At 70.3% G+C, this 23,191-nt stretch carries 24 protein-coding genes, 1 tRNA gene and 2 pseudogenes; 15 read left to right on the forward strand and 12 right to left on the reverse strand.

Translation table 11 applies throughout. The features are described from left to right. Positions 1-160: 160 nt before the first annotated feature. Complete coding sequence (locus tag AB0F29_RS38460) at positions 161-1,021, reverse strand: hypothetical protein (protein WP_361882739.1); 861 nt, start codon at positions 1,019-1,021, stop codon at positions 161-163. Positions 1,022-1,492: 471 nt separating this feature from the next. Between AB0F29_RS38460 and AB0F29_RS38465 the strand changes: the two genes are divergently transcribed. Beyond that, positions 1,493-1,906 (forward strand): hypothetical protein, encoded by a 414-nt coding sequence (locus AB0F29_RS38465; RefSeq protein WP_361882742.1) that lies wholly within the window; start codon positions 1,493-1,495, stop codon positions 1,904-1,906. 379 nt (positions 1,907-2,285) lie between these two features. Here the strand turns inward: AB0F29_RS38465 and AB0F29_RS38470 are convergent, their stop codons facing one another. Beyond that, positions 2,286-2,675, reverse strand: a complete 390-nt coding sequence (locus AB0F29_RS38470; protein WP_361882745.1) for a hypothetical protein — start codon at positions 2,673-2,675, stop codon at positions 2,286-2,288. A gap of 382 nt (positions 2,676-3,057) precedes the next feature. Here AB0F29_RS38470 and AB0F29_RS38475 point away from each other — a divergent pair, with 382 nt between their 5' ends. From AB0F29_RS38475 to AB0F29_RS38520, 10 genes are all read left to right on the forward strand, one after another. Next, on the forward strand, positions 3,058-3,291 hold the full coding sequence (locus AB0F29_RS38475) for an antitoxin MazE7 (RefSeq protein WP_069752753.1): 234 nt from the start codon (positions 3,058-3,060) through the stop codon (positions 3,289-3,291). Positions 3,292-3,295: 4 nt separating this feature from the next. Next, positions 3,296-3,688 (forward strand): toxin Doc, encoded by a 393-nt coding sequence (locus AB0F29_RS38480; protein WP_361882749.1) that lies wholly within the window; start codon positions 3,296-3,298, stop codon positions 3,686-3,688. 424 nt (positions 3,689-4,112) lie between these two features. Further along, complete coding sequence (locus tag AB0F29_RS38485) at positions 4,113-4,247, forward strand: hypothetical protein (RefSeq protein ID WP_361882752.1); 135 nt, start codon at positions 4,113-4,115, stop codon at positions 4,245-4,247. Further along, the gene (locus tag AB0F29_RS38490; protein ID WP_361882754.1) at positions 4,244-6,136 is read left to right on the forward strand and encodes a hypothetical protein; all 1,893 of its coding nucleotides are present in this window, start codon (positions 4,244-4,246) and stop codon (positions 6,134-6,136) included. Before AB0F29_RS38485 ends, AB0F29_RS38490 begins: the two co-directional genes overlap by 4 nt. Positions 6,137-6,256: 120 nt before the next feature. Next, complete coding sequence (locus AB0F29_RS38495) at positions 6,257-6,544, forward strand: helix-turn-helix transcriptional regulator (protein WP_361882757.1); 288 nt, start codon at positions 6,257-6,259, stop codon at positions 6,542-6,544. A 113-nt stretch (positions 6,545-6,657) separates the two neighbouring features. Further along, on the forward strand, positions 6,658-6,876 hold the full coding sequence (locus tag AB0F29_RS38500) for a hypothetical protein (protein WP_361882760.1): 219 nt from the start codon (positions 6,658-6,660) through the stop codon (positions 6,874-6,876). Further along, positions 6,813-7,136 (forward strand): hypothetical protein, encoded by a 324-nt coding sequence (locus tag AB0F29_RS38505; protein ID WP_361882763.1) that lies wholly within the window; start codon positions 6,813-6,815, stop codon positions 7,134-7,136. Before AB0F29_RS38500 ends, AB0F29_RS38505 begins: the two co-directional genes overlap by 64 nt. A gap of 26 nt (positions 7,137-7,162) precedes the next feature. Beyond that, entirely contained in the window at positions 7,163-7,939 is a 777-nt protein-coding gene (locus AB0F29_RS38510) for a DnaB-like helicase C-terminal domain-containing protein (protein ID WP_361882766.1), read from the forward strand. Positions 7,940-7,958: 19 nt separating this feature from the next. After that, positions 7,959-8,141, forward strand: coding sequence for a hypothetical protein (locus AB0F29_RS38515; protein WP_361882769.1), 183 nt, complete (start codon positions 7,959-7,961; stop codon positions 8,139-8,141). Positions 8,142-8,162: 21 nt separating this feature from the next. After that, positions 8,163-8,918 (forward strand): restriction endonuclease, encoded by a 756-nt coding sequence (locus AB0F29_RS38520; protein WP_361882772.1) that lies wholly within the window; start codon positions 8,163-8,165, stop codon positions 8,916-8,918. 32 nt (positions 8,919-8,950) lie between these two features. Here the strand turns inward: AB0F29_RS38520 and AB0F29_RS38525 are convergent, their stop codons facing one another. The 6 genes and pseudogenes from AB0F29_RS38525 to AB0F29_RS38550 all read right to left on the reverse strand — a co-directional run bounded on the left by AB0F29_RS38525 (position 8,951) and on the right by AB0F29_RS38550 (position 16,216). After that, the gene (locus AB0F29_RS38525; protein WP_361882774.1) at positions 8,951-9,370 is read right to left on the reverse strand and encodes a hypothetical protein; all 420 of its coding nucleotides are present in this window, start codon (positions 9,368-9,370) and stop codon (positions 8,951-8,953) included. Between the two features lie 87 nt (positions 9,371-9,457). Next, a complete protein-coding gene (locus AB0F29_RS38530; protein WP_361882777.1) occupies positions 9,458-10,330 on the reverse strand; it encodes a DUF6192 family protein in 873 nt (290 codons plus the stop codon). A gap of 169 nt (positions 10,331-10,499) precedes the next feature. Continuing rightward, positions 10,500-11,472: pseudogene (locus AB0F29_RS38535) on the reverse strand (ATP-dependent DNA ligase). Between the two features lie 34 nt (positions 11,473-11,506). Beyond that, entirely contained in the window at positions 11,507-12,478 is a 972-nt protein-coding gene (locus AB0F29_RS38540) for a Ku protein (RefSeq protein ID WP_361882780.1), read from the reverse strand. Between the two features lie 207 nt (positions 12,479-12,685). Further along, positions 12,686-15,193, reverse strand: a complete 2,508-nt coding sequence (locus tag AB0F29_RS38545; protein ID WP_361882783.1) for a tetratricopeptide repeat protein — start codon at positions 15,191-15,193, stop codon at positions 12,686-12,688. 204 nt (positions 15,194-15,397) lie between these two features. Beyond that, positions 15,398-16,216 (reverse strand): helix-turn-helix domain-containing protein, encoded by an 819-nt coding sequence (locus AB0F29_RS38550; RefSeq protein ID WP_361882786.1) that lies wholly within the window; start codon positions 16,214-16,216, stop codon positions 15,398-15,400. Positions 16,217-16,397: 181 nt separating this feature from the next. Here AB0F29_RS38550 and AB0F29_RS38555 point away from each other — a divergent pair, with 181 nt between their 5' ends. From AB0F29_RS38555 to AB0F29_RS38565, 3 genes are all read left to right on the forward strand, one after another. Beyond that, positions 16,398-16,838 (forward strand): ATP-binding protein, encoded by a 441-nt coding sequence (locus AB0F29_RS38555; protein ID WP_361882789.1) that lies wholly within the window; start codon positions 16,398-16,400, stop codon positions 16,836-16,838. Positions 16,839-16,914: 76 nt separating this feature from the next. Beyond that, a complete protein-coding gene (locus AB0F29_RS38560) occupies positions 16,915-17,553 on the forward strand; it encodes a ScbR family autoregulator-binding transcription factor (RefSeq protein ID WP_361882829.1) in 639 nt (212 codons plus the stop codon). A gap of 7 nt (positions 17,554-17,560) precedes the next feature. Continuing rightward, a tRNA-Leu gene (locus AB0F29_RS38565) sits at positions 17,561-17,646 on the forward strand. 470 nt (positions 17,647-18,116) lie between these two features. Here AB0F29_RS38565 and AB0F29_RS38570 read toward each other — a convergent pair. Beyond that, positions 18,117-18,833, reverse strand: a pseudogene (locus tag AB0F29_RS38570) (hypothetical protein); the annotation flags it as partial. Here AB0F29_RS38570 and AB0F29_RS38575 point away from each other — a divergent pair. Then, on the forward strand, positions 18,730-19,113 hold the full coding sequence (locus AB0F29_RS38575; protein WP_361882792.1) for a hypothetical protein: 384 nt from the start codon (positions 18,730-18,732) through the stop codon (positions 19,111-19,113). The pseudogene AB0F29_RS38570 and the gene AB0F29_RS38575 overlap by 104 nt on opposite strands. Before the next feature lie 617 nt (positions 19,114-19,730). Here the strand turns inward: AB0F29_RS38575 and AB0F29_RS38580 are convergent. The 3 genes from AB0F29_RS38580 to AB0F29_RS38590 all read right to left on the reverse strand — a co-directional run bounded on the left by AB0F29_RS38580 (position 19,731) and on the right by AB0F29_RS38590 (position 23,172). After that, positions 19,731-20,048, reverse strand: a complete 318-nt coding sequence (locus tag AB0F29_RS38580; protein ID WP_361882795.1) for a hypothetical protein — start codon at positions 20,046-20,048, stop codon at positions 19,731-19,733. Between the two features lie 2 nt (positions 20,049-20,050). Continuing rightward, the gene (locus AB0F29_RS38585) at positions 20,051-20,524 is read right to left on the reverse strand and encodes a MarR family transcriptional regulator (protein ID WP_361882798.1); all 474 of its coding nucleotides are present in this window, start codon (positions 20,522-20,524) and stop codon (positions 20,051-20,053) included. A 2,183-nt stretch (positions 20,525-22,707) separates the two neighbouring features. Next, on the reverse strand, positions 22,708-23,172 hold the full coding sequence (locus tag AB0F29_RS38590) for a hypothetical protein (RefSeq protein WP_361882801.1): 465 nt from the start codon (positions 23,170-23,172) through the stop codon (positions 22,708-22,710). Positions 23,173-23,191 lie beyond the last annotated feature (19 nt).

The following is a 23,191-nucleotide window of genomic DNA, read 5'->3' on the forward strand; positions in this document are numbered from 1 at the left end:
GTGAACGAATCGAGTGGGCGGCCGAATTCACTCGTAAACTGTGGGGCTGATCTCCGGCAGAGGTCTACGCCGACCTTCTGAACTGTGGTGATGTGCTGACCGCGTGAGCGCGCCATCATTTACGACAGGCGGCCGCAGGGCGTCGGGCGACGATCTAGCTTCAGCTCTCCGGGTGCACTCTGGGGCGGATCTTCTGGAGCCGTCGGCGGCCCACCTCAGCGCATGTTTGGGCGGAAAGGGCTGCGGTCTTGATCTTCTCGGTGGCGGACGGCTCGGCCGCCCACCGGGCGAGCGCGGCTGCCTTGCGGATGTCGCGCTCGATGACTGTTGCCGGATCTTCGGACCTACCGAAAGCTTCGCGGTACTCCTGTCCGAGGGAGACGAGTAGATCGCGGAGGTCGGAGGGGAGGTCGGGCGGGATACCGAGTTTGCCGAGTCGGCCCGCGTTCGGTGGGGCCGCCTCGTGCCCGGGCCGATGCACTTGCCGGGAGCCGACCTCTTGGCCGTCACGGAACGACCAGGCGTCCGATGCTGTGCGGGGCCGTGCGACGCTGATCCGCGCGGCCAGGTCGTCGCCGAGGGTAAACATGCCCTTGGCGTGGAGGCGGTGCACGTCCTCCCGGGAGGGCGTCCTTTCGGTCTTGGTGGCCGTCCTCAACTCGATGGAGGCGACAAAGTTCTTCAGCGGTGTTGGGGCTGTTCGGCCGTCACGCCGGCGTACGGGGAGGTTGAGGGCCACCACGTACTCATCAAGACGCAGCGCCGCTTCAGGGATTTCGCCGCCGTAGAGCGGTGCCAGTTCGTGCAGCGCCAGCACCGCGGCCGGCCTCGCTGCGCCGTCCAGACCGAACAGCCCCCACGACTCCGGGACATCGGGATTCATGCCAGCGGGGAGGAAGAACCACGTCCGGTACAATGCGCCGGGCGGCCGCAACTGCCGCAGCGGCAGAACCCGCGCATCCCGCAGGTCAAGAAGTCCCCTGCCCGTCGGCATCCTCTTCACCGACTTATGACTCGCCATGGGGCTCTCTCCTCTACCAGGCATCGGGACGGACACAGGGAATAACGCGCCTGGGGGAGGTAGAGAACTACGTCGGGCGGGTGAAACCTTCACACGCCCCCAACCAGTCCAGAAACGGTGGGAGCGGGGCGCTCGCGTCCAGTGGAGTTGACGGCGAACTGTCCTGACGAGCCCGGCGGTGGGACACTGCGGCGCGTGTCTAGATGCGCGTCCCACTGCGCCGCCTCGGCGGACCGCGCGACTTCCGCTCGCCCTGTCTCACGGGCACGGCCTAGCTCCAGGGCGTCGGCAGGGCTGACGAGTATGGCCACCGTCTGCCCGTGGTCAGTGATCGCCATCTGCTCCCGGGTGGCGCTGACCTCCCGGGCGATGGCACCGGGCGCGAAGCACGTCGTCCCGTAGGCGCGTACCCACCGGGCGGCTGTGCTCGTTGTGCGGTAAAGCAGCGCAGAGGCTCGGGAGGTGGAACGCGTGGATCGTGAGCTGGTGCTGGTCTGCCAGGAGTGCGACCGCCGCATCTGGGGTGGCTTCGGCTACCTATGGGCGGACACCACCCAGGTGGCTCACGTCGGCCAGGCGCGACGGGATTGGGAGGCGAAGCACAGCGACGGCCCCGTGGATCTTCTGAACTTCCTCTCCTACCCGGAACCAGCCCCGTGGCAAGCGCACCATCAGGCATGCGACCCGGACCGGGAGGGGGCCCACTACCGGCTGGCCTCCCAGAAGCTGCGCACCGGCGCCGACCTCCTGCGCTGGACCGCTCATCTCATGGGCAAGAACTGGCTCCACCTCACCGACTGGAGTGACCTCATCCAGGAAGCCCTCCAAGGAGGAAGACGCATCGCCGTGCCAGAGCTACGGAACCGCGCCTCCAGGACTCTGTGAACTTCCCCCTCCGTCTTGTCCCCGGGCCACTCGGGTGGTTCGGGGCTCACAGGGGCGTACAGAGGTTCGCTTCCCTGTGGCGGCCGGCACGGCTGCCCCGGCGCGAGGCGGTCGTGGATGTCAACGCCGGCCCCGCCCGGTGTGCCACGCCAAGTCTGATGCCGAGTGCGCGCTGCCCGCCGGATCGCACCGGGCGAGGCTGGACATCCTCACCAGTTACCGCACTGGCAACGGCGGCCGACGACGGTAGACGCCCTGCGGACAGGGCCTGGTCCGCATTGCCCTCGACGGAGACGCATCGGCAGCCACAGCCATGACGAGTACCAGCGTTACGACCAGTGGCCGGCCGTTGCACCTGGTGGTTTTGCCGCGTCTGGTGTCAGCCGCTCGACGTATCCGGGCCCCGGAGGGCGGCCCAGATAGCGGCCCCTTCGGCGTTGGGGTAGTGAACGACCCTCCACCGCTCGTCGTAGTCCGGGTCCTGCGCCCACCCCAGGGCGAGGGCCGCCAGCCGGTTCCACTGACGGAATCGCCCCTGCACCGTTTCAAAGGACTGCTCGTCCTGCCCGAACACCTCCCGCACCCTTTTCGCCTGGTAGTTCAGCGCGGTACGCATCCCCAGGCCGACCCTCCACTCGTCACTCGGTGAGCTGTTGGCAGCCAGAACGCTGTCTACCTTGCGGTCGATGAAACACACGAGCGCCTCGACGTCCACCGAGGTCAGGTCAGCGGCGGTCAGCCGGGGTGTGGGGGCAGCAGGAGTTGTCAACGGAAGGTCCTTCCTCGTCACGCGTGTCAGCATCCGATGATGCTCCGCCAGGTTCCGCGAAGCTGCTGGACCAGTGAGGCGTCACCCGACCGTGCGATCGGGGAGAGCCCGTGCGCCAACTCAAAGGGGTGCTGCTGCGTCGAGGCCGCCCGTACGGTGTAGGACATGACACCTACCTCGATGCAATGTGAGCGTACGAGCCAGCCCCCGCACGGCCGACGAGGCGGCCCCGGGTGGGGTGTGGCAGCCAGCTGACATGCCCGGACCGGCTGGGCGATGGTCGGTCCGGGCGGCGCCGCCGGTCCGAGCCGTGAGCTGCGGTCGGCGACGAACACGCTTCACACCGGCATTCAAATAGTATCCGTCTGGGTATGCTCATGCTATGGCTGACACAACCGTCAAGATCGACATGGAAACGCGGGACCGGTTCGCCGCCGTCGCCGCCGCCCGCGGACAGACCGTCAAGGGGTATCTCGCCGCCTTGGCGATAGAGGAGGAGAACCAGCTCGCCCTGAAGCGCGCGACGGGTTCCTTCCGGGCCGCCGTGACACAGCCGGGCTTCGCCGAAGCCTTCGACCGCGACTTCGGCGGCCTCCCCCAGCACCGGGTGGCCTGACGCCTTGGACCTCCACGTCGACATACGCTGGCTCCTCGACCGCCAGGAGGAACTCCTCGGCAAAGAGCTGACCGTACGGGACTACTCCGCCCTGGTCGCCGCCGTCGCCCGCCACCAGGTCAACACACCCAGCCTGGACGAGAGCGCGCCCGACGCCTTCTGGCGGGCTGCGGCCCTGCTGGAACAGATCGTGCTGCTGCGCCCGCTCCCGGTCCGCAGCGAGCTGTTCGCGTACGGCGTCGCCACCGCCTACATCGAGGCGTCCGGCGAGTCGGTGAACGCGGTCTACGAGTCCTGGCGCGACCTGATCATGGACATCCAGGCCCTGCGCCTGACCGTCTACGACGTAGCCGCCCGGCTGCGCTCCTGGGGCACGCCAGGGGAAGGGGCGGACTGAGATGCCGCCGTAGAAAACGCGAAGCGGGTCCCGTCGCCACAACGGGACCCGCTTCCAAGCAATCGACCCTCAAGCCTGCAAGCAATTCGAGTCACCCCGGTGAGGTGACCTCGCCGGGGTGAATCCTGTGGCCCCGTCAGGGGTCCGCGTGGTCACCTCTACCCAGGATACGGGTCCCGCCACGCGGGACGCCACCACCAACAGGTCATATATGCCGACCGCGGCTCCCCGATCAGGGGAGATCCACCATGTACCGCCCGCACCACTCCCGCCGTCGGCTTGTGACGGTCCCGCTGGAAACTTCCTCGGGCTCTCGTGTCACGTTCGGCGCTCCGCAGGACCTTGGGCTGAGTATGACGATCACGCCCAGGCCCAGCACCCCGGTTCACGCTCGCGCGTTCCGTCTCGCTGCGGGGGTGGCCCGGTGAGCCGCCTCCCGTCCAGTTCGCACCGCACCGCCGTCAGCCGCCCCGGATCCACCGGGCTCCGGCTCGGGATGTTCGCGGTCTGCGTGACCAAGCCGCTGTACGACCTGCTCGCTGTGGGGGTGGGGGCGTGAGTCTGGAAGCGATGATCTGGGTCCTGAGCGGTGACGCGCCGGTCTCCGATGTGAACGAGTACGCGGTACTGGGGGCCATGGCCGACCAGGCCGATCCCGACGGCTGCGGGACGTGGCTCTCCAAAGAGACCATCGCCACTCGCGTGAAGATCAGCGAGGAGACCGTCAAGCGGTGTTGGCGGAACATGTCGAAGCGCGGTCTGATCGCCCGGGGCGACCAGAGCCACGTCAGCCACTACCGAGCCGACCGCCGCCCCGTCGTCTACGACCTCCTGATCCCGTACGACTGGTTCAGCAACGTCAACCGGATCAACACCGAGCGGGGCCGCTACGGCCGTCCTCCCCTAACTCCGGCCGACCGGCCGCCCATCGCGCCCGCTCCCGCAAGGAAGGCACGCGGCGACAAGGGCAAGGCGCGTCCGAAGAAACAGACAGCGCCAGCCCCTGACCAGGAGGTCATCGAACGGGGGAACTCAGAGACCCCCCGCGAGGGGGACTCGCCGCCGCCCCACGGGGAAACTACAAGTCGTCCACGGGGGAACTGCCAGTCGTCGACGGGGGAACTTGAAGATCCCCAACCCAGTGAGAACACCCAGTCAAAGAACCCGGGAAACAACGACGGACCTCCCGTCCGTCCGTCTGTACCTGCGGGTGATGGCGTGCGCGAGGCTGCGCCTGCGGCGCGGACGGACGGACGGGGCGGCGGCATCGAGGAGGACCAGGTGGACGGGCCCGTACCGGCCGGGGGCAGCGGGGAGGGGGGTGGCGTCACGCGTGACGCCACCGCGGGTTCCGGGCCGGAGGCAAAAGGCGCAGCAAGGGCGGGGGGCGCCCCGGGCGGCGGTGTGGTGCGGGTCGACTCCCGGGGTGTGCGGCTGCTGATCGAGGCTGCCGACCGGGAGACCCTGAACGATCTACGGGTGCGGGGGACCGCGCTGCGTGACCAGGGGCTGATGGTCGACGGGCTCCTGGAAGCCGGACACAGCATCTGGACCGTCCGTGAGGTCATCGCCCTGCCGATGCCCGACCCGATCACCACCTCCAGGAGCGCCGTCATCTCCGGCCGTCTGCGCAAGCTCGCCGGAATGCCTCCGGCCACCGTGCCTGGTGCTCCTCAGCAGGCGCCCTTGCCCCAGCCGCGCTGGGAGGACGCCCCCACCCCGACTCCGCCGGAGTGGTCCGACCACCAGGCCCAGATGGCACCGCAGACGGACTGCGCGGGCGACGACGGCCTGTGCCCCACCCTCGCCGTCGTCGGCGAGACCCTGTGCCCCACTCACCTCGACTGGCCGCTGTGCCCCGGCCACGACGGGCACACCTGCACCGCCCGCACCCGCACCGGCGAACAGTGCGCCATCTGCGCCCACGACGCCCTGTACGCCCGCATCGACGCCGAGCTGCCCGTCACCGAGACCGAGGACGGCACCTGCCCCGGCCACACCGGACCCTGCGGCCGACCCGTCGTGGCGTCCGGCCTCTGCCGCCGCTGCCGGGTCGCCTCCCAGGCCGACCGCGACCGCATCGAGGCGGAGTGGCACGCCGCCCGTACCTCCGCCGTCGCAGCACACGAGGGACACACCAGCGACCAGGAGCACCAGGATCAGGGCCAGGTGGACGTGGACCAGGACCTCGCCGAGCGGGAGACCGAGCGGCTCAAGGCCGCCGAGCTTGCGGCCGAGCTGGACGAGGAGACCGCCTACCGCGAGGCCGCCGAGCGCACCGAGCGGCACCAGCAGGACCTGGACCGGACTGCCCGCAAGCAGGCCGACGACGAGGAGACCGCCCGCCTCCGCGCCGAGCTGGCCGCACAGTACCCGGACCTCGCGGCGGTTTCCGGATCAGTCCGTGAGACTCAGGAGGCCCAGCAGCCCCTCCCTGCGCCGTTCTGAGCGCCGCTCACCGCCGCACGCGCCTCCTGGGGCGCCCTGCGGCGGCGAGCGGCCCACACGAGCCCGCCCGCCTGTCGACCTTGCCGCCAGCGCGGCGCATACCTGATGCGGAGTACGCATATGCCCAGCACGGAAGCCACTCTGCGGCTCACCATCGCCGCCCTGATGCACCTGACCGGGGAGCGGCAGGCCGACCTCGCCGAGGGGCTCGGCCTGGGCCAGACGCAGATCAGCCGGAAGCAGTCCGGCACCGCCGCCTGGTCGCTGACCGACGTCGACAAGCTCTCCGCGCACTACGGCATCCCGGTCATCGACCTCCTGGCCGGCGTCGACCGGGCCGCCCACTGCCTGCCCGCCCGCCGCCGCGCACCGATGCCCGGTGCCGCGCAGCTCACCATCACCCCGTGAAGGGCATCCGACGGCCGGCGCCCCCGGCGTCGCCCGCCCCGAGCCCCTCACCCGATCGGATGATTCACGCCAACTCCGCGGCACGGCGGTGCGCGGGCCGGGAAAATGCGCCGGTGAACATCATTTCCAAGTCCGCCGCGGTGACGTTCGGGGCCGCTCTGCTGCTGGCCGTCTCCGGCTGTTCGGTCGATTCGCCGCGGGAACATTCCCAGCGGCTGCAGAAGGCCGCCGGCCTGAAAACCTTCCAGATCGACACCAGTAAGGAGTTGTGGACCGCAACGTCGGGCCAGACCCCTACAACAACACCGAACGCCCGATCAAGGCGAAGCTGACTCCCCTTCCCAACGGGCTGCAGCGAGTCGAGCTCTCCGGTGTGAGCCTGGCCAACTACCTGCGCGAACTCGACCACGACGCGCACGGAGGGGCCAGCGGCGATACACCCTGGGGACGCAGCCGGGACGCGGAGTCCATCCGCATGTACGACGAGATCTCCGCGGTCCTGGACGCGACCGTCGAGCGGCCTGCACCGACGGACCCGCCCCTGCGGATCGTCGTGGACAACGCCTTCGTCGACGCCAAGTCCGCACGATGACCACCGCTGCAGGAACAAGGGAAACCATGACGAAGAAGCTGCACGCTGCGGAGATCGCCACAGGGCTGTCCGACTTCGACGCCCTGGCCGGGCCGATTCCCCGGCAGCACGTCACGGTCGCCGCCGCGCGGTCCTCCTCCGGTGCGACGGCGTTCGCCCTGGGCGTGGTCCGCCACAACGACGAGATCGGCCACCAGGCCGCGTTCGCCAGCTTCGAGAGCGGCGCCGACACGATCATGGGCAACCTGGTCGCCGCCACCACCTCGGTGAACACCGACCGCCCGCTCTCGATCGATCCGGGGCGCCGCGCACGCATCGACCGTGCCCGGAAGGCGATGGAGCAGTCCCGGCTGCTGCTGTGGAGCCGCGCGGGAAAACCCGGGAAGTGGGCCTTCGCGCATCTGATGAAGCAGCTGGCCGCCCAGCCGGGGCTCGACCTCGTCGTCATGGACGGGTACAGCCAGGCCGCCTACGGCGAACCCTCCGAGGGGGCGACGTTCGCCGCACTGCAACAGCTCGCCCGCGAACGCGACGTCGCCGTCCTGGGGACCGCTCACCTGACCCCGGACAAGGATGCCCCCGAGACCGATCCGCCCGCGCTCTCGGACCTCAGCTCGATGGAGGGCCCCGTGGCGGAAGCCCGCAACGCGGTGGTCCTGCACCGACCCGACCGGAGGGGGACCGTTCCGCAGCGGCGCAGCGAAGTCGACCTCATCGCCGTCCACGGCTGGCAGGAAACCGGCAGCGCGACCGTCCGCTTCGAACCCGAGTACCACCGGTTCGTCGACCTGCCCAACACCTGAGCCAGCATGTGTCCGACGAATGAGCCCATGGGCGGCCGGACCGTCCGCAGGGCGCACGGAGTCCCGGAGCCGGAACGACGAGAAGCTCACCGTGATCATCGTGCTCGCCCTCGGCGTCGTCATCGCCCCGACCCCGGTCGGCGAAGGCATCCTCGACTTCCTGGGCCAGCTCGCCTCCGGCATCACCGACTCCTCCCGCTGAACCCTCTCCGGAGACGCCCTCATGGCCACCCGCCGTCCCTACCCCCGCCGCCGGCCCGCGCCCCGGCGCAACGTCCGCCGGTCCGCACCGCGCCGCCGTACCTCCTACCGCCCCCGGAGCCGGCGTTGGTCCCGTCGGCGCGGGCGGCAGTTCGACGTCCAGGTGCTGGTGTTCGGCGCGGTGGTCCTGGCCGCGGCCGCCGTGTGGGCAGCGGTCTCCTGGCTCATGACGAACTGGTGGGCACTGATCGTCCTCGGGGCGGCGGCGACGGTCGTTACGGCCGGGTGGGCCCACCGGCGCCAGCAGCAGCGGGCCTGGGACCGTACGCGACAGCAGGCCCTGCGTTTCGGGCTCCCCGAACTGGACGCCCTGCACCACCGCGACTTCGAGTACGCGATCCGCGACCTCATGCGCCGCGACGGGTGCACCGACGCCCGCCAGATCGGCGGAGCCGGAGACAACGGCGCCGACGTCCTGGCCACCGACCCCCTCGGCCGCACATGGGTCATCCAGGCCAAACACCGCAAGGACGGCGACCGCGGCTCAGCCGTCGGCACCCCCGACCTCCAGCGCGTCAACGGCACCGCCCGCCAGATCTACGGCGCGGACATCGTCCTCGTCGTCACCAACGGCCGCTTCTCCACCCGCTGCGCACCCCTCGCAGCGCAGCTGCACATGCACCTCGCCGACCGGCGGGTCCTCGCGACGTGGGCGAGTGGCGGCCGTCCGCTGTGGGAACTCCTCCCGCGGATCCCCGCACCCCGCAACGGCCGATAGCCCCGCGGGGCGGCAGTGCCCCCGCAGGCCGGTCAGATGGGCTCTCGATCGAGCAGGTCGTGACTCTCCTCGACAACCAACTCCAGATGCCGGCGCAGCATGCGGATTGCCTTGGTGCGGCTGTTCTTCGCGTGGGGAAGGACCGTGCCGGTCAGGATCCGGTAGCTGCGGGTGGCCTCGCCGGAGATGCGCATGATCTCGTACGCCTCCACGACCTCCGCCACGTACGCGGTGCGGTAGAGGTGACCGTTCGGGTCATAGGAGTACACCCGCTGGCTGTCCTTGAGCCCGGGGATTGCCTCACGCAGGAAGCCCATGCCGTAGCGGATCTGCCCGATGGTCATGCCCGTGCTGTGAATGAGTTCCGAGAGCGTCATTCCCCGTTCGCCGGCAGCATCCAGAGCGTCGACGATCCGTTGAGCACTCTCCTCCCTTTTCAGGTACGCAGTCATGATGAACCTCTTCTTGTGCCGGGCGGCCCGGCACGATGATGGTGCTCACTCTCCGGCCCCGGGTGGTCGGCCGGACGTGCTCCTTCGTCACTCCCCGGCGATCAAGCGCTCCAGCGCGGCGTCCATGTCGGTCTGTCCCGTCTCCAGTACGTGTTCTGTCCAGCCCACCGCAGCCGTCACGCGCTCCAGTCCTTCGCGGATGGAACCCTGGGCGTCCTCGGAGAGCTGCGCGAGGTGCAGGCCGGGCAGGGCCCGGCCGATTCCGTGCGAGAAGGAGTGGCACAGTCCCAGGACGGTGAGTACCTCGGACTCCTCGTTGATGCGCTGTACCTCGGGCATCCGGCGGGTCGCCTCGTGCGCGGTGCGCACTTCCTCCACCTGGGCGCGGTTGAACGCGTCTCGCGCCGGCTGGCGCTGTGCGACCTTCCGGACCACAGGCTCCCGGGTCATCGCCCGTTCCACGACGGTGACGGCCAGGTCGTCGTCGGCGGCGAGGATCTCCTCGACCTGACGGAGCCGGTCCTCCGTGGTGGGCTCGGTCTCTTCCGAGGTCCAGCCCAGAACCTTCCTGGCGGAGTCGCAGGTCCAGCGGCGCTGTCCGGAGCGCCGGTACAACGGCGGGTTGTTGATCATGAGGAAGCGGTCGGGATGCCGCGCGAAGTAGGCGTGCACGGTCCAGCACACCTGGCGGTTCCGCTTGGCCTTGGGCCACGCGCCCGCCACCAGGCGGTACTCCTCGAAGCGCTCGCGGGTCTGCCCTATCTCCTCCGCGAAGTCCGCCAGCAGCTTGTACTTCGCCATGGGGAGACGCTTGCCCTTGGGAGGCAGAGGGACGAGATCGAGCCCCAGGTCTCCGAGACGGAACTGCAGGGACCCTTCCGAACCGGTCAGCCGAACTCCTTCGGCGACCAGTCCGTCCCAGTCCTCGACCTCACCGTGTGAGGTAAGCGTGTCGGCCATTGAGACCTCCAGGGGCTCTCAAATAGGTACAAATTACCCCTGATGTGATTCTATCTCCCAGAAGGATCAACGGCAGCGCGGGAGAGGCCGCACCTATTGTGAGGCCGTCGGGGGCGAGGTCGGGGCGCAGCCGCTGCCAGGACGCGTACGGCGGCGTCGTCGATGCGCGTCATGCAGTCACGGAACAATCAGGTCCTCCTGCGACGTGCTGTTCGGTCGCATTGGTGCCGTCCGTGCGTGAAATTTCCTCGGGCCACGAGGGGTGGCGCAGGCGTCCGGTACGGGTGCGGGTCGAGTAGCGGACTTCGCCGACGAGCCGGGGGAGCACCCATCGTGCCCCGGCCACCGACGGGACCTCGGGGAAGGGACAGGCGTCGGCGGCCGCGATCCGCAGGAGCTCGGCGAGGCGGGCGCGTTCGGCCATGCTCCACCCGGTACCGACGCCTGCCCGCGTAGTGCAGCAGTCCCTCGCGCCGCTCCCCGACCAGAATCGCGCCGGGCAGCCCGTTCAGCCGGCCGCGCCCGGGAACCCATCCGCCGATCACGACGTCGGCGAGATGGTGAATCTTGATCTTCAGCCACGCCTTCGACCGCACCCCGGGCTCGTACCGGGAGGTGAGCCGCTTCGCGAGCAGTCCTTCCAGCCCGGCGTCCCGGGCCACCTCCCATGCCTGGGCACCGTGCCCGACGATCGCCCCGGGCGTCGACCAAGCCGGCCCGGCCAGCCCGAGACCTTCCAGGAGTCCGCGCCGCTGCGTGTACGGCAGTGCGGTTACGGGGCTGTCGAGGTGCACGACGTCGAAGAGCATCAAGTGCGCGGGCGCCTGAGCGGCCATGCGCACCGCCTTGGCGGGGGAGCCGGCGAGCCCCATGCGCTGCTGGAGCCGCTCGAAGTCGCTCCGCCCCTGGTCGTCGAGCGCGACGATCTCGCCGTCCAGCACGGCGGCGTGCCGGCCGAGGGTGTCGGCGAGGGGAAGGAGTTCGGGGTAGGCGGCGGTGATGTCCGCGCCGGACCGTGAGCGGACGAGCACGGTCCCGTCTCCGGGCAGGTAGATCATGGCCCGCTGGCCGTCCTGCTTCACCTCGAACGCCCACCGGTCCTCGACCGCCGACGACGGCAGGGCCCCGGGCGTCGCGAGCATCGGCTCGATCCTCGGCAGCACCGCGCCCACAGGGTCAGGAGGCACTGCGCTTCTTCGCCGCCGCCTTCTTCGCGGTCGTCTTCGCGGACCCCGTGGACGAGCGGCCGGCCGCCGTCTTCTTCGCGGCGGCGGACTTCGAGGAGGCCGTCTTCTTCGCGGGGGCCTTACGGGCGGTCTTCTTCGACGGACGCATCTCGTGCACGGTGGCGTCCTCACCGTGCTCGCCGCGCGTTTCCTTCGCCGCCGCGACGGAGGCGTTCAGGGCGGCCATCAGGTCCACGACCTCACCCTTGTCCTGCTTCCCCTCCTCGGGCGGGGCCGGGAGCGGCTTCCCCTCGGCCTTCGCCGCGATGATGCCTTCCAGCGCCTGCCGGTACTCGTCGCGGAAACCGGACAGGTCCTCGATCGTCATCCGGTCGGCGAGCTGGAGGGCCTGCGCGATCTCCTCCTCGCCGACCTCGACCTCCCGGGGGGCCAGGGACTCGGGGCTGCGGACCTCGTCGGGCCACTTCATCGCGTGCAGCACGATCGCCCCTTCCCTGACCCGCAGCAGGCCCAGGCGCTCACGCCCGTGCCACGCGAACTTCGCCACCGCGACCTTCGAGGACCGCTCCAGCGCCTTCCGCAGCAGCGTGTACGGCTTCGCGGCAACCTGCCCGTCGGCGGCCAGGTAATAAGAGTCGCTGATCCGCACCGGGTCGATGCTGTCGGCGTCGGTGAACGCGGCGATCTCGATCGCCTTCGCCGTCGGCAAGGGCATGGCGTCCAGTTCCTCGTCGGTCACCGGGACCGTCTGGTCCTTCGCGATCTCGTAGCCCTTGCCGATCTCGTCCTGGGAGACGACCTGGTCGTCGAGCTCGCAGACCTTCCGGGTCCGCACCCGGCCCATGTCCTTCAGGTGCACCCGGTGGAAGTGGACGTCGTGGTCCTCGGTCGCGGATACGGCCTTCACCGGGATTGTGACCAGACCGAAGCTGATGGCTCCGCTCCACAGCGGTCGCGGCATGCTTTTACCTCCAGGGCCCGCGGCACGAGACCACGCCGGCGAGCAGCCGGGGCGGGAGCGCCCCGGGCCGCTGCCCGTACTGGTGATCCTCACGCCGGGCCGGTCAACCCGCATCTTCACCGGTCCACCAGCCCCGGCGTTCCGTAGGCGCTCCGAGCTTGCCCGGGGCCCTGGGACCGGGCCCGCAGGCAGCAGCCGTGGAGATCGTCACCTCCGGCGAGAAGCGGGGGCGTCACCGGTGGAGCCACCCGCCTCCCCCTCGCCCGCGCCCCCTGCCTCAGCCAACAGGACGGCGAGGTCGTTCGTCGCGCTGGTGTGTCCGGCGCCGGCGGCCTGGCGGTAGGCGGTCTCCGCCTCGTTCAGCCGCCCCACGCTGGCCAGCAGTTTGCAGAGGTTGTTCATCGCGTTGATGTGTCCGGCGTCGGCGGCCCGGCGGAGAAGGCGCTCGGCCTCGTCCGGACGCCCCGCACTGGCCAGCAGGAATCCGAGGTTGTTCATCGCGCTGGTATGTCCGGCGTCGGCGGCCTGGCGGTAGACAGCGACGGCCTCGGGCAGGCGGCCTGTTCCGGCCAGCAGGTTGCCGAGGTTGTTCAGCGATTCGGTGTGTCCGGCGTCGGTGGCCCGGCGGTAGGCGGCTTCCGCCTCGTCCGGCCGACCCGCACGGACCAGCAGGTTCCCGAGGTTGTGCATCGCTTCGGTGTGTCCGGCGTCGGCGGCCTGGCGGTAGGTGGCTTCGGCCTCGTCCGTGCGACCGGCATTGGCCAGCATGAACCCGAGGTTGTTCATCGCGCCGGTGTGTCCGGCGTCAGCGGCCTGACGGTAGGCGGCTTCCGCCTCGTCCAAACGCCCCTCGTCCTCCAGCAGGATGCCGAGGTGGGCCCTTGCGTCAGCGAGTCCGGCGTCAATGGCCTGACGGTAGGCGGCTTCGGCCTCGTCCGGCCGCCCCCTATGGGCCAGCAGGTTGCCAAGGTTGTTCATCGCGTTGACGTTTCTGAAGTCAATGGCCTGGCGGTAGGCGGCTTCCGCCTCGTCCGGACGTCCCGCACCGGCGAGCAGCACTCCGAGGTTGTTCATCGCGTCGAGGTGCCCGGCGTCGGCGGCCCGGCGGAAAAGGCGCTCGGCCTCGTCCTGACGACCTGCGGTGTCCATCAAGAATGCGAGGTTGTTCATCGCGTCCGTGTGTCCGGCTTCAGCGGCCCGGCGGTAGACAGCCTCCGCTTCGTCCGAGCGGGCTGTGTCGCCCAGCAGGACGCCGAGGTTGAACATCGCGCTGGTGTGTCCGGCGTCGGCGGCTTGGCGGTAGGCGGCCTCCGCTTCGTCCGAGCGGGCTGTGTCGCCCAGCAAGACGGCAAGGTTGAACACGGCGTCGCTGTCTCCAGCAGTAGCGGCCCGGCGTTGGAAGCGTTCGGCCTCCTCGAACCGGCCCATGGCGGCCAGGAGGACGGCGAGGTTGTTCATCACGTCGGCCCGGTCGGCCTCAGCAGCCGGGCGGTAGAACTTCTCGGCGAAGACCGGGGCGACACGATGGGCATGGAATCCCATAATCGCCAGCTCGTCTGTGTCTGCGGTGTGCTGGAAGGCCGCGTGCCAGGTCGTGTCGAGGACGGGGGTGTCGGTGTGGTCGGCGAGGTAGTCGAAGACGTTCCAGGCGCTCGGGTCCTGCGTGGGCACAAGCATGCTCGTGACGCCGTGGCGACGACGGGTTGCCCATTCAAGGGCGGTGCCGAGCGATTCGGGGCGCAGGAGAGGCCCGCCGGCTATCGCGAGGTAGGGCTCGTGAACGTCGGCGAGAAGGTCGAGTGGATACGGGGGGCGCAGGCCGGTGCGGGAGAGGTCGACGGCTGCCGCGATGAGGGCGGCCGCGCGGGGGTGCCCGCCGGGGCGGGCTGCGCGGTGCCACTCCTGGAACAGTGCGGGGCCGGCGGCGAGGTACTCGGCAATCCCGTAGGGCCCGTGATGGGCCAGGGCGTCAGCGATCCGGTCGTCCTCCGCCTCGCCCGCCCGTTCCAGTTCACCGGTACTCCAGACCCGGTCGAGTTCCACGGTCTCCAGCTGCCGCAGCACCCTCGCGCCAACGGTCGCCGCCCTGGCGTGCTCCGCACCCCTCTCGGAGGTGCTTTCCGGGGCGGCGAAGATCTCGAACTGCTGGTGGCGCATCGTGGCCAGCACCGGGATACGCAGGCGGACGAGTTCGGCGAGCAGCCCGGGCTCCAGCCCTTCGGGCCCGAGGTAGGACTCCAGGTCGTCAAGCCACACGACGCAGCGGGTTCTGGTGCGGTCGATCACCTCTACAGCGGCCATCAGATCCGCGCCCCCGGCAGGGGCCACTACCCGGTACTCCGGCAGCTCCGCACGGAGTGCCTCGAAGCAGGCCCGCGTCTTGCCCGCGGTGGAGTCCCCGACCACCAGGACCAGACCGCCCTCGTCCGCGGCCCGCGTGAGCCGGGTACGAATCACCGGGTCCTGGTCCCGGGGAACGTACGGGGGCACAGCGTCCCCGGAGTCGTCGGGGCGCGCCCGGTGAGCACCCGCCGCCAGCGCATCCCACTCCCCGGCCAGCGCCCACCGGAGAGGATCCTGGAGATACGCGGGAACCCGCCGGCCCCCGGTGGTGAAGGTGATGGGCCCGGAGATCTCCCGCGCCATGACCACGGCATCCTGACGGCCGCCGGAGATGCTGTTGCTCGTCCCCGCCGCTTCCCGCTCGATACTCACCCCGTGCCCTCCCCCAACTCCGCCCGCCACGTCCGGGCTCGGACCACATCCTCCACGATCCGGCCAGGGGACGCGGGCAGGCAGCAGAAACCCGCCCGTCCTCAACTCCGCACCGACGGCCAGAAGACGCCGGACCGCAGCGCCCCCGACGAAGCAACGAGCTGTCCAGCGAAGGAAACGGGCGACCTCTCGCCCTTGCCTCGTTTATCGCGACCTTCTTCTGTCGTCGAAACGGGCTGCCATCTCCTCCTCAGAAACGCTGGCGGGTTCTCCGGTGATGACGCGGAGGCTCGGCTCATGGAGCGGCTGCCATCCCATGATCCGGACCCAGGCCGGCCGGGGACGCCAGCCGTCCAGGTGCATGGGCCGGGTGGTGCCGTAGGCGTGGCGGCGCAGGTCCGCGGTCCGGTGCCAGAGCTCCCGGACCTGGGAGTCCTCGCAGACCCGGTCGACGATCGCCCGCAGCGCACTGTTGGCCAGCGCTCCCTGGCGCAGCTGCGCGAGCAGGGGCGGTGCCCAGTGCTCCTCCCACTGCGCGCACTGGTCGCGGCCCGGCCCGGGCAGGAGCAAGTCCACCATCACGTTCGCGCCGGGTCGGGTGGTCCAGGGGCACGCGCGTGCGGCACGGCGGTTGTACGCGAGGATCCCGAAGTCCGGCCCCTCCAGCAGCGCGGGGAAGGGAAGCCTGCCGATGTGGTCGCGGAGGTCGTCCGGGACGTCGGGGGTGATGGGGGAGAGCAGGGGAGGGGCGGGACGCCCGGCCCACCGGTAGAGGGCCAGCTGCTCGTCCGGGTGCAGGGTGAGTACGCGGCTGATCTCCGCGATGACGTCGCTGCTCATCGGGCGCCGTCCGGTCTCCAGCCGCCGGTAGTGGTGCTCGCTGATGTCGAGCTGGGAGGCCATCACCGTCTGGGTGACGGGGCCGTCGCCGGCCGCCGGGTCCGCGCCGGGCAGATCGGCCAGAGTACGGCGGGCCCGCCACCGCTTCAGGAGGGCGGGCAGATCGGGAGCCACGTCTCGCATGCGCACCTCCAGGTGTACGGCCTGTCCACACGGTACCCATTTGGGACATTCGCGACCGGGCCAGACCTGGCCCGGGGCCAGACCTGGCCCTTCCGCCCCGGCGGCTCGCGGGCGTTCTCTGGAAAAAGACCGACAGACCTGTCTGTCTGGTCGGATCCGAGCTTTTGGAGGATGTTCCGTCATGACGTGTCTGCAACTGCCGCCGGTCCCCGCGTCCGTAGGTACCGCACGGCGCTGGGCGGCCCCGCTGCTGCCCGCCGACGTACGCGATGAGGTCGTGCTCGTCGTCTCCGAGCTGATGACGAACGCGGTCGCCGCCGACGCGGCGGCCGGGGCCCTGGACGACATCGAGGTCGAGCTGGTCGTCGACCCGGCGGGCCGGCACGTCGCCCTGGCCGTCACCGACGCCAGCGACCAGCCGCTCCCCGACACCCCAGCCGGCGTCCATACTGATGAGGACGGCGGCCGCGGCCTACTCCTGGTCGACGCGCTCGCCTACGACTACGGATGGGCCCCGCGCCCGTGCGGCGGGAAATGCGTGTGGGCCCTGTTCCAGGGCTCCGCTACGGCTCCGCGCTGGGGCACCGTCTGTCCGGAGCGGTTGGAGTGCGCCGATGCGTGACGCCCCGGTGGGTCTTGGGGGCGTGCTGCCGGAGCCCCGGGTAGCGTCGGACGCGGCCCAGGGAGGCGACAGGACGATGCAGCAGCGCGGGGAGCCCGCAGACCGCCGCGAGCGGACTGCGCAGCGGATCGTCGAGGCCGCCGGGATCGTGATCGACCGGCACGGTTACGCCGGCGCGACGACGCCAGAGATCCAGCGCGTCGCCGGAGTCTCCCGCGGCGGGTTCTACCACCACTTCGCGTCCAAGGAGGAGCTCGGCGACGCGGTCCTGGCTCACCAGGACGCCTTCTTCCGCAAGGTCTCCGAGCAGGCGGGATCGGGCCCGGCGCCGGTGCTCTGGCTCCAGGCACTGGCCGACATCAGCCACCAGTACACCGCAAGCATCCTGGCCGACCCCGTCCTGCGGGCCGCCGTGCGCCTGTCGATCGAACCGGGCCCGTACCAGACCGCGACCAGCTACGCAGGCCCGCTCGGAGCCGTCACCGCCGTCCTCAACGCCGCCCGGGACGCCGACGAGATCCAGGACCACATCGAGCCCGCCGAGACGGCCCGCACCCTGGTCGGCTGCTACAGCGGCGTCCAACTCCTCGCACTCGCCCTCGCCGAACGCGACGCCCTGCACCAGCAGGTCAGCGCCATGTGGTCCCTGATAATGCCCGGCCTCGCACGCGGGCCCGTCCTCAACCAACTGCGCCTGGGCCCGCCGGCCTCCTGACCCGCCTGCCCGAATGGTGGAACGCAGACACGGCGACCTTAAAAGTCGCTGCCCCTAGACGGCGTGCCGGTTCGAGTCCGGCTTCGGGCACCACGCAGATACAGCGCGGCGGCGGTGAACCCGGGTCCGTAGGCCACCACTACACCGGGCCCCGCGGTCGCGCCGTCGGCCATGGTCCGGGCCAGCACGTCCAACAAGGCCACCCCGCCCAGATTCCCTCCCGTGAGGGAGTCGCGTGCGTGCCGTCCGGCCGTCTCCGGGTCGAGGCCGAGACCGGTCAGGGTCCCGGAGATGATCCCGGGCCCGCCCGGGTGCACCGCCGCCCACTGCACCGGCCGCCCCTCCAGCCACCCCGTCAGGTACGGCACCACCCGCACCGGCGCCCGGGTGGCCTCCCGCCCCGAATCGAAAGTGACCCCGCCCTCATGGACCACACCCCAGTACGCATCCGAACTCTCCGGCAGCACGAGCTCCCACACGTCCTCCACCACCAGGTCGCCCGCGCCGGCCGACTCGACGCCGGAAACGACCACCGCCCCCGCCGCGTCACCGAACAATCCGCCATACAGGACGTCCTGCATGGTCGGCAGTTCGGCACCCGGACGGTAGAGGGTGGACAGATCCTCGGCGGCCACCACCAGGGCCCGCCTCCCGGGGCGGCCGCGCAGGGCCCGGGCCGCGTGCACCAGACCGTGCCCGCCGCCGACACACGCCGCGGTCGCCAGCCCGATCCGCTCCACATCCGGCCGCAGCCCCAGCCGCCCCACCAGATCGACGTCCAAGCCCGGGATCGTCCAGGACGTGGTGTGCGTCGTTATCAGCACATCCACATCCCGCGCGCCCAGCTCCTCCTGGAGCAGCGCGTCCCGCGCCGCCGACACCGCCCGGTCCCGGGACGCCTCGTACGCGGCCCGTGACCGCACCCCCACACCCGCCCGGGCCACGTTCTCCTCCAGCGGAGCCGACCACGGCCGGTGCACGACCCCCGTGTTCTTCAGCATCCGCGTCCACGCGGCGAGCTTCACAGGCCCGTAGCGCCGCTCCAGGTCCTCCACGAGCTCGTCCGTGCCCACCCGGAACTCAGCCCGCACCACCACCGGGCGCCCGATCACCACGTCCATCCCAACCCCCTGCTCGTCCGTCCCCTTCACCGTACGCACACCAAGGAATCCCACAATGAACCGTCTGCCGCACCCCAGCCTGCTGCCCGCCCTCCCCGCCCCCACCACACAAATAGCCGCACGACGCCCCCTCGACCTCCGCGTCCACGCCCAACGCATCCAGCTCGACGAACTCATCGTCACCGACCCCCGCCGGGTCCTCGCCCACGCCCGCACCGCCGCCCACGCCGACCCCGACACCGCCGCCCTCGTCGGCTACAGCACCACCACCCCCCTCACCCTCCCGGCCGCCGCAGCCCTCCTCTGCTCCCTCCACAACCCGGACGAACTCGCCGACATGGGCCTGCACCTGGTCCGACACACCACCCGCGTCACCGCCGCCACCCAGCACCGCGACCCCGTCGTCCTCGAACTCACCGACGCCCCCGAAGACAGCTGATGACCACCCGAACCCTGCGCCGGCTGCGCTACCTGGCCCTGCACGCCCTGCGCCGTACTGCCCTCGTCCACCAGCGCCGGGCCCCAGCCCGGACCGGTTGCACTGCGCCCTGTGGAGAACGGGCCCGCCCCCTCGTCCCGAGGCCCAGAGCTCCAGAGGACCGCTGACACTCGGACCGCCACCGGCTCACGACGGAGACGCAGAACCACAGGGCGGGGTGGCGATGTCGACCAGGCCCAGGAGGACGGCCCCGACTCGGTCAGAAGGTGGCGCACGAGCCGCGCCCCGGTACCAATCGATGGAGCACGGCCAAGGAGACGTCCCCCGATGGATGCCTGAAGCGGCGCAGATCTGCGGAGACCGTGGCATGCGTAGGGGCCCGCGGTCCGTCTCCGTGAAGACGGCGGTACCCGCTGGCCCCACCCGTCAGCCCTCCCAGAGGGAGCACGACATGCCGGGCAGTCTATGTTCAGGCCGTCACGACGCCGGGACGCGGAAGCCCGGCCCGGAAGGGGACGGCGTGACCAGTGCGCTGTTCCTGGCCCGGTTCTCCGCAAGAAGCCGGGGCCGGGTAGGAGTCACCTTCCCGGCCCCGGCAGTGTCGCTCTCGGCTCAGATCACGCGGTAGGTCGGCTCCGCAGCTGGACGACGACCTCGCGGCCGGTGGCCCTCTCGCCGAGCCGGTAGAACTTCACCTGGCCCTCGCTGTGGGTGAGCTCTACCCAGTCCTCGGCTTCCAGCTCGCGGCGGGCACGGCTGAAGTGGGGGGCAGGTACGCCCATCAGCTTGGCAAGAGTGGCCGCCGTACGCTCGACGCTGCGCTCCAGGCCGCCCAGGATCGCGTACGTCATGATGATGTTCTGCTTCAGGTGGGACAGTTCACTTATGCGCGACTGCAGAGCTTCGAGTTCGGGGTACTCGCTGGTAGCTGGCATGGTCACGCCCTTCGCTTCGCGCCGGTGCGACGGCCCGGCAGAGTCGGAAGATGATACGCGGCGGCTTCTTCGGACTGCTCCGCGCCGCTGAGGCTGGACACGATGTGCGGGCTCGCCTTGTACTTGATCGTCCGCCCGACGACATCGGCGACCAGCAAGAGCTTGTTCTCGGAGAGTTCCTTGGCGATCCTTCGCGTCGCCTGCGGGGTGAGCTTGAGGTGCTTCGCCGCCTCCTTGGCCGTGGCACCGCCGCTCTGATACGTCGCGATCCCGCAGTACCAGAACACCCGGAACGCGTCTCCTGTGATCCCCGAGTCGCCGTCCAGCATGGCAAGTACACGTTCGAACGAGAACTGGCCGTGCCTGCCCCCCAGGTTGTAGGACCGACGCTGGCCGCCGTCCTCCTCGGGCTCCCACAGCTCATGGACCTCACCGGTCGCAGTATTGACCAGCTCTCGGCCGCGCTGACTTGGCACTTACGTCCCCTGACCTGGGCTTTTCCCTGACTCCTGAAGATTACCACAGGCGACATGTCGTCAACGGTAAGCGAAGGAACTCGGCGATTCCTTCGGTGACCGCTGGCGACATGTCGCCTGTGGTAGGCGAAAGAACTCTGCGGTTCGTTCGCTCGCCAATCGCGACATGTCGACAGAGGTCACCGAAGGAACCCTGAGGTTCACTCCATGATCCCTGGCGACATGACCATAGTGGTCATGGATCGGCATCCTAGGATGCCGATATAGGCATCGGCAGATGCCAATACCTTGATCGTTTTCGCAGGTCAGGGGCCCGCGGGGGCTCCGCCCTCTCTATGCATCGAAAAAGGTGAGCACCTGACGGCTCGTTGGGGCGGACCTGCGGTCCTCGCGCAAGCGCTCCGGTCCTCGGCGCACGTTCCTCCGCACCGTCGTAACTCCTCGGCGGTACCGGGCTGATGACGATCGCAGCAAGGTGTGGCTGATGCCCGATCAGCCTGATGTAGCCACTGCAGGTTGACCGTCTCCCCTGACCGGAGGGGCTCAGCGTGCGGTGGCTGATGAGTCATCAGGGCACGGTGGTCGCTCAGCGGATCGTTGAGGTGTGGGCTTCCGCCAGGAATGCAACGGAAACCAGAAGCCGACTGGCAGGCCGACCAACCTGGCGCTCTGCACGGCAGGCTGGCCGGCGAGGGCTGAGGTTGAAACTCGTCGAGCGACGCCATCGCGGGTCACGGCTCGACGAATGTCACCGCCGAGCGCCGTCCGGAAGGCCGACATACGAAGAAGTCAGCGAGATCATCCGTATGCCCTGCGACAGAGATCCACGATCCCTGAACCGGTGACACCCCTGCTGGCAGAGCACAGGCTCCGCATGTCGCAGGCCTGGCCGGGGCGAGGAGACGTGGCCGGCCGCTGCCGCCGCTGCTTCGGGGGATCGTAGGTCCGACCGAACTGCTGCACAGACGGGCGCTGGGGGACGACCGGCGTGGACCGCTTCCCGCTCTCCTTCGACTTCGTCCCCCTCTTCTGCTTCCTGCCGGGTGAGTCGTCGGTCATCGGCGCCAGATGCTCCCGGGCCGCCGGAGGCTGTACCGGATAGTCCGACAACGCCGAAGTATCTCCGGACCGCGCGGCCGGCGTCGCGACCGGGGAACGTGATGTCGGTGCCTCCGAGCCCTGCACGGACACGCAGCTCGTCGCCATCACGAGAACCAGAGAGACCGGAATCAACCGTCGCAGGAGCTTCATGGACGGTGAAAAAACCGCCCACTGATCACGGGTCCCAGACACCGCGCCCTTCCCTGGCCTGGGCCAGCGTGGGCTCCACCGGTGGGCGGAGAGGACCGCCCTTCTCCTCGCTCATCCTTCGGGTGTACGGGATACGAAACTGGCCGGAGTAACGCGCCCACGGACATCACGCCGCCGGAGCTGCGGCCGTCGGCACTGGCCCACCATGTGCTCGGCTGGGCCGAAGCCGCTCCCACACCGGCCGACGTGCCCGACTGGCCGCAGCGGCAGGCCGCCGCGCTCGTACCGTTCCAGCTCGACGCGCAGGGCTGGCCGCTCCAGCCGCAGGGCCGCACCGGCCGCCCCGGCCGCAACCTGGGCCGGTGGGGCGAGAACGCGGCCGCCGACCCGATCGTCGTCGCGGGCACCGGCCGGGACCGCCGAGTTTTGCTGATCACCCGGGACGACATCGCGGTGGAGGCTTTCCCGGGTGGCATGGTCGATCCGGGCGAGACCGCCCCGATTACTCTGGTCCGCGAGCTGCGTGAGGAGACCCACGTCGACCTCTCCGACCACCGCCCTGTGATCCTGGGCCGGGACTCGGTCGAGTGCCCGGTACAGGGCCTGGACCAGCCGGGCCCGGTTCTGGACCTTTGCGACGCTGGTGGCGGGGCCGGTCGAGAGGCGGTTCACCGACTCCCGCAGCACGACCCTGGTCAGCGGGCGCAGTTCGCTGTCCGCCGGGAGTGCCTCGAACCGCTGGCGGACGTCGGCGGCCACGCACCGCGCTTGCCCGGTGAGCTGGAGGCGGATCTGCGCACAGTCCGCCGCCCGTACGCCTGCCGGGTTTGGCCCCCAGGCCGGGACGGCGGCGGTGAGTGCGAGGTGTGGGTCACGGTCCAGCGGCAGCCCGCCGGTTTCCGCACCCGAAGGGCCGTACACCACGGTGCCGCTCATGCCCTCAGCTCCGCCGGTTCGAGGCCTGCCTGGAGTTCGGTGGGGTCGGTCGCGACGACGAACAGCCCTTGCTCCAGCAGCCAGGCGCGCTCCCCGTCCCAGTCCGCCGCACGATAGGCGACGTGTGCGAAGGAGGGGATCACCACCCCGTGGACCAGGCGGCCGGCTGCTGCGGCTCGTACCCGCTGCCATCCGGCCCGCATGGCAGGGGCTTGGTCGAGCGGCCCGGCGTCGGCGACCGCGCAGTCGGCCGGGACGATCCACCCCCGGTCCTGCGTGTAGGCGGCGAGGTCGTCGAGGACCAGGTGCTCGACGCCCCGCAGCGGCGCCACCGCGTACAGCGCGACCGCAGTGCCTGGCCCGACGACCGGCGCTGTCCCGGCCGCCGGGTCGCTGCGGGTGCCGCCCGGCACCAGGCGCGGCAACGACAACCAACCGGTGCGGCGGCTCGGTGGTGGCATGGCGCTCTCCCGATCGCAG

It is taken from the genome of Streptomyces sp. NPDC026589, from assembly GCF_040638385.1.
Taxonomy (GTDB): Bacteria; Actinomycetota; Actinomycetes; order Streptomycetales; family Streptomycetaceae; genus Streptomyces.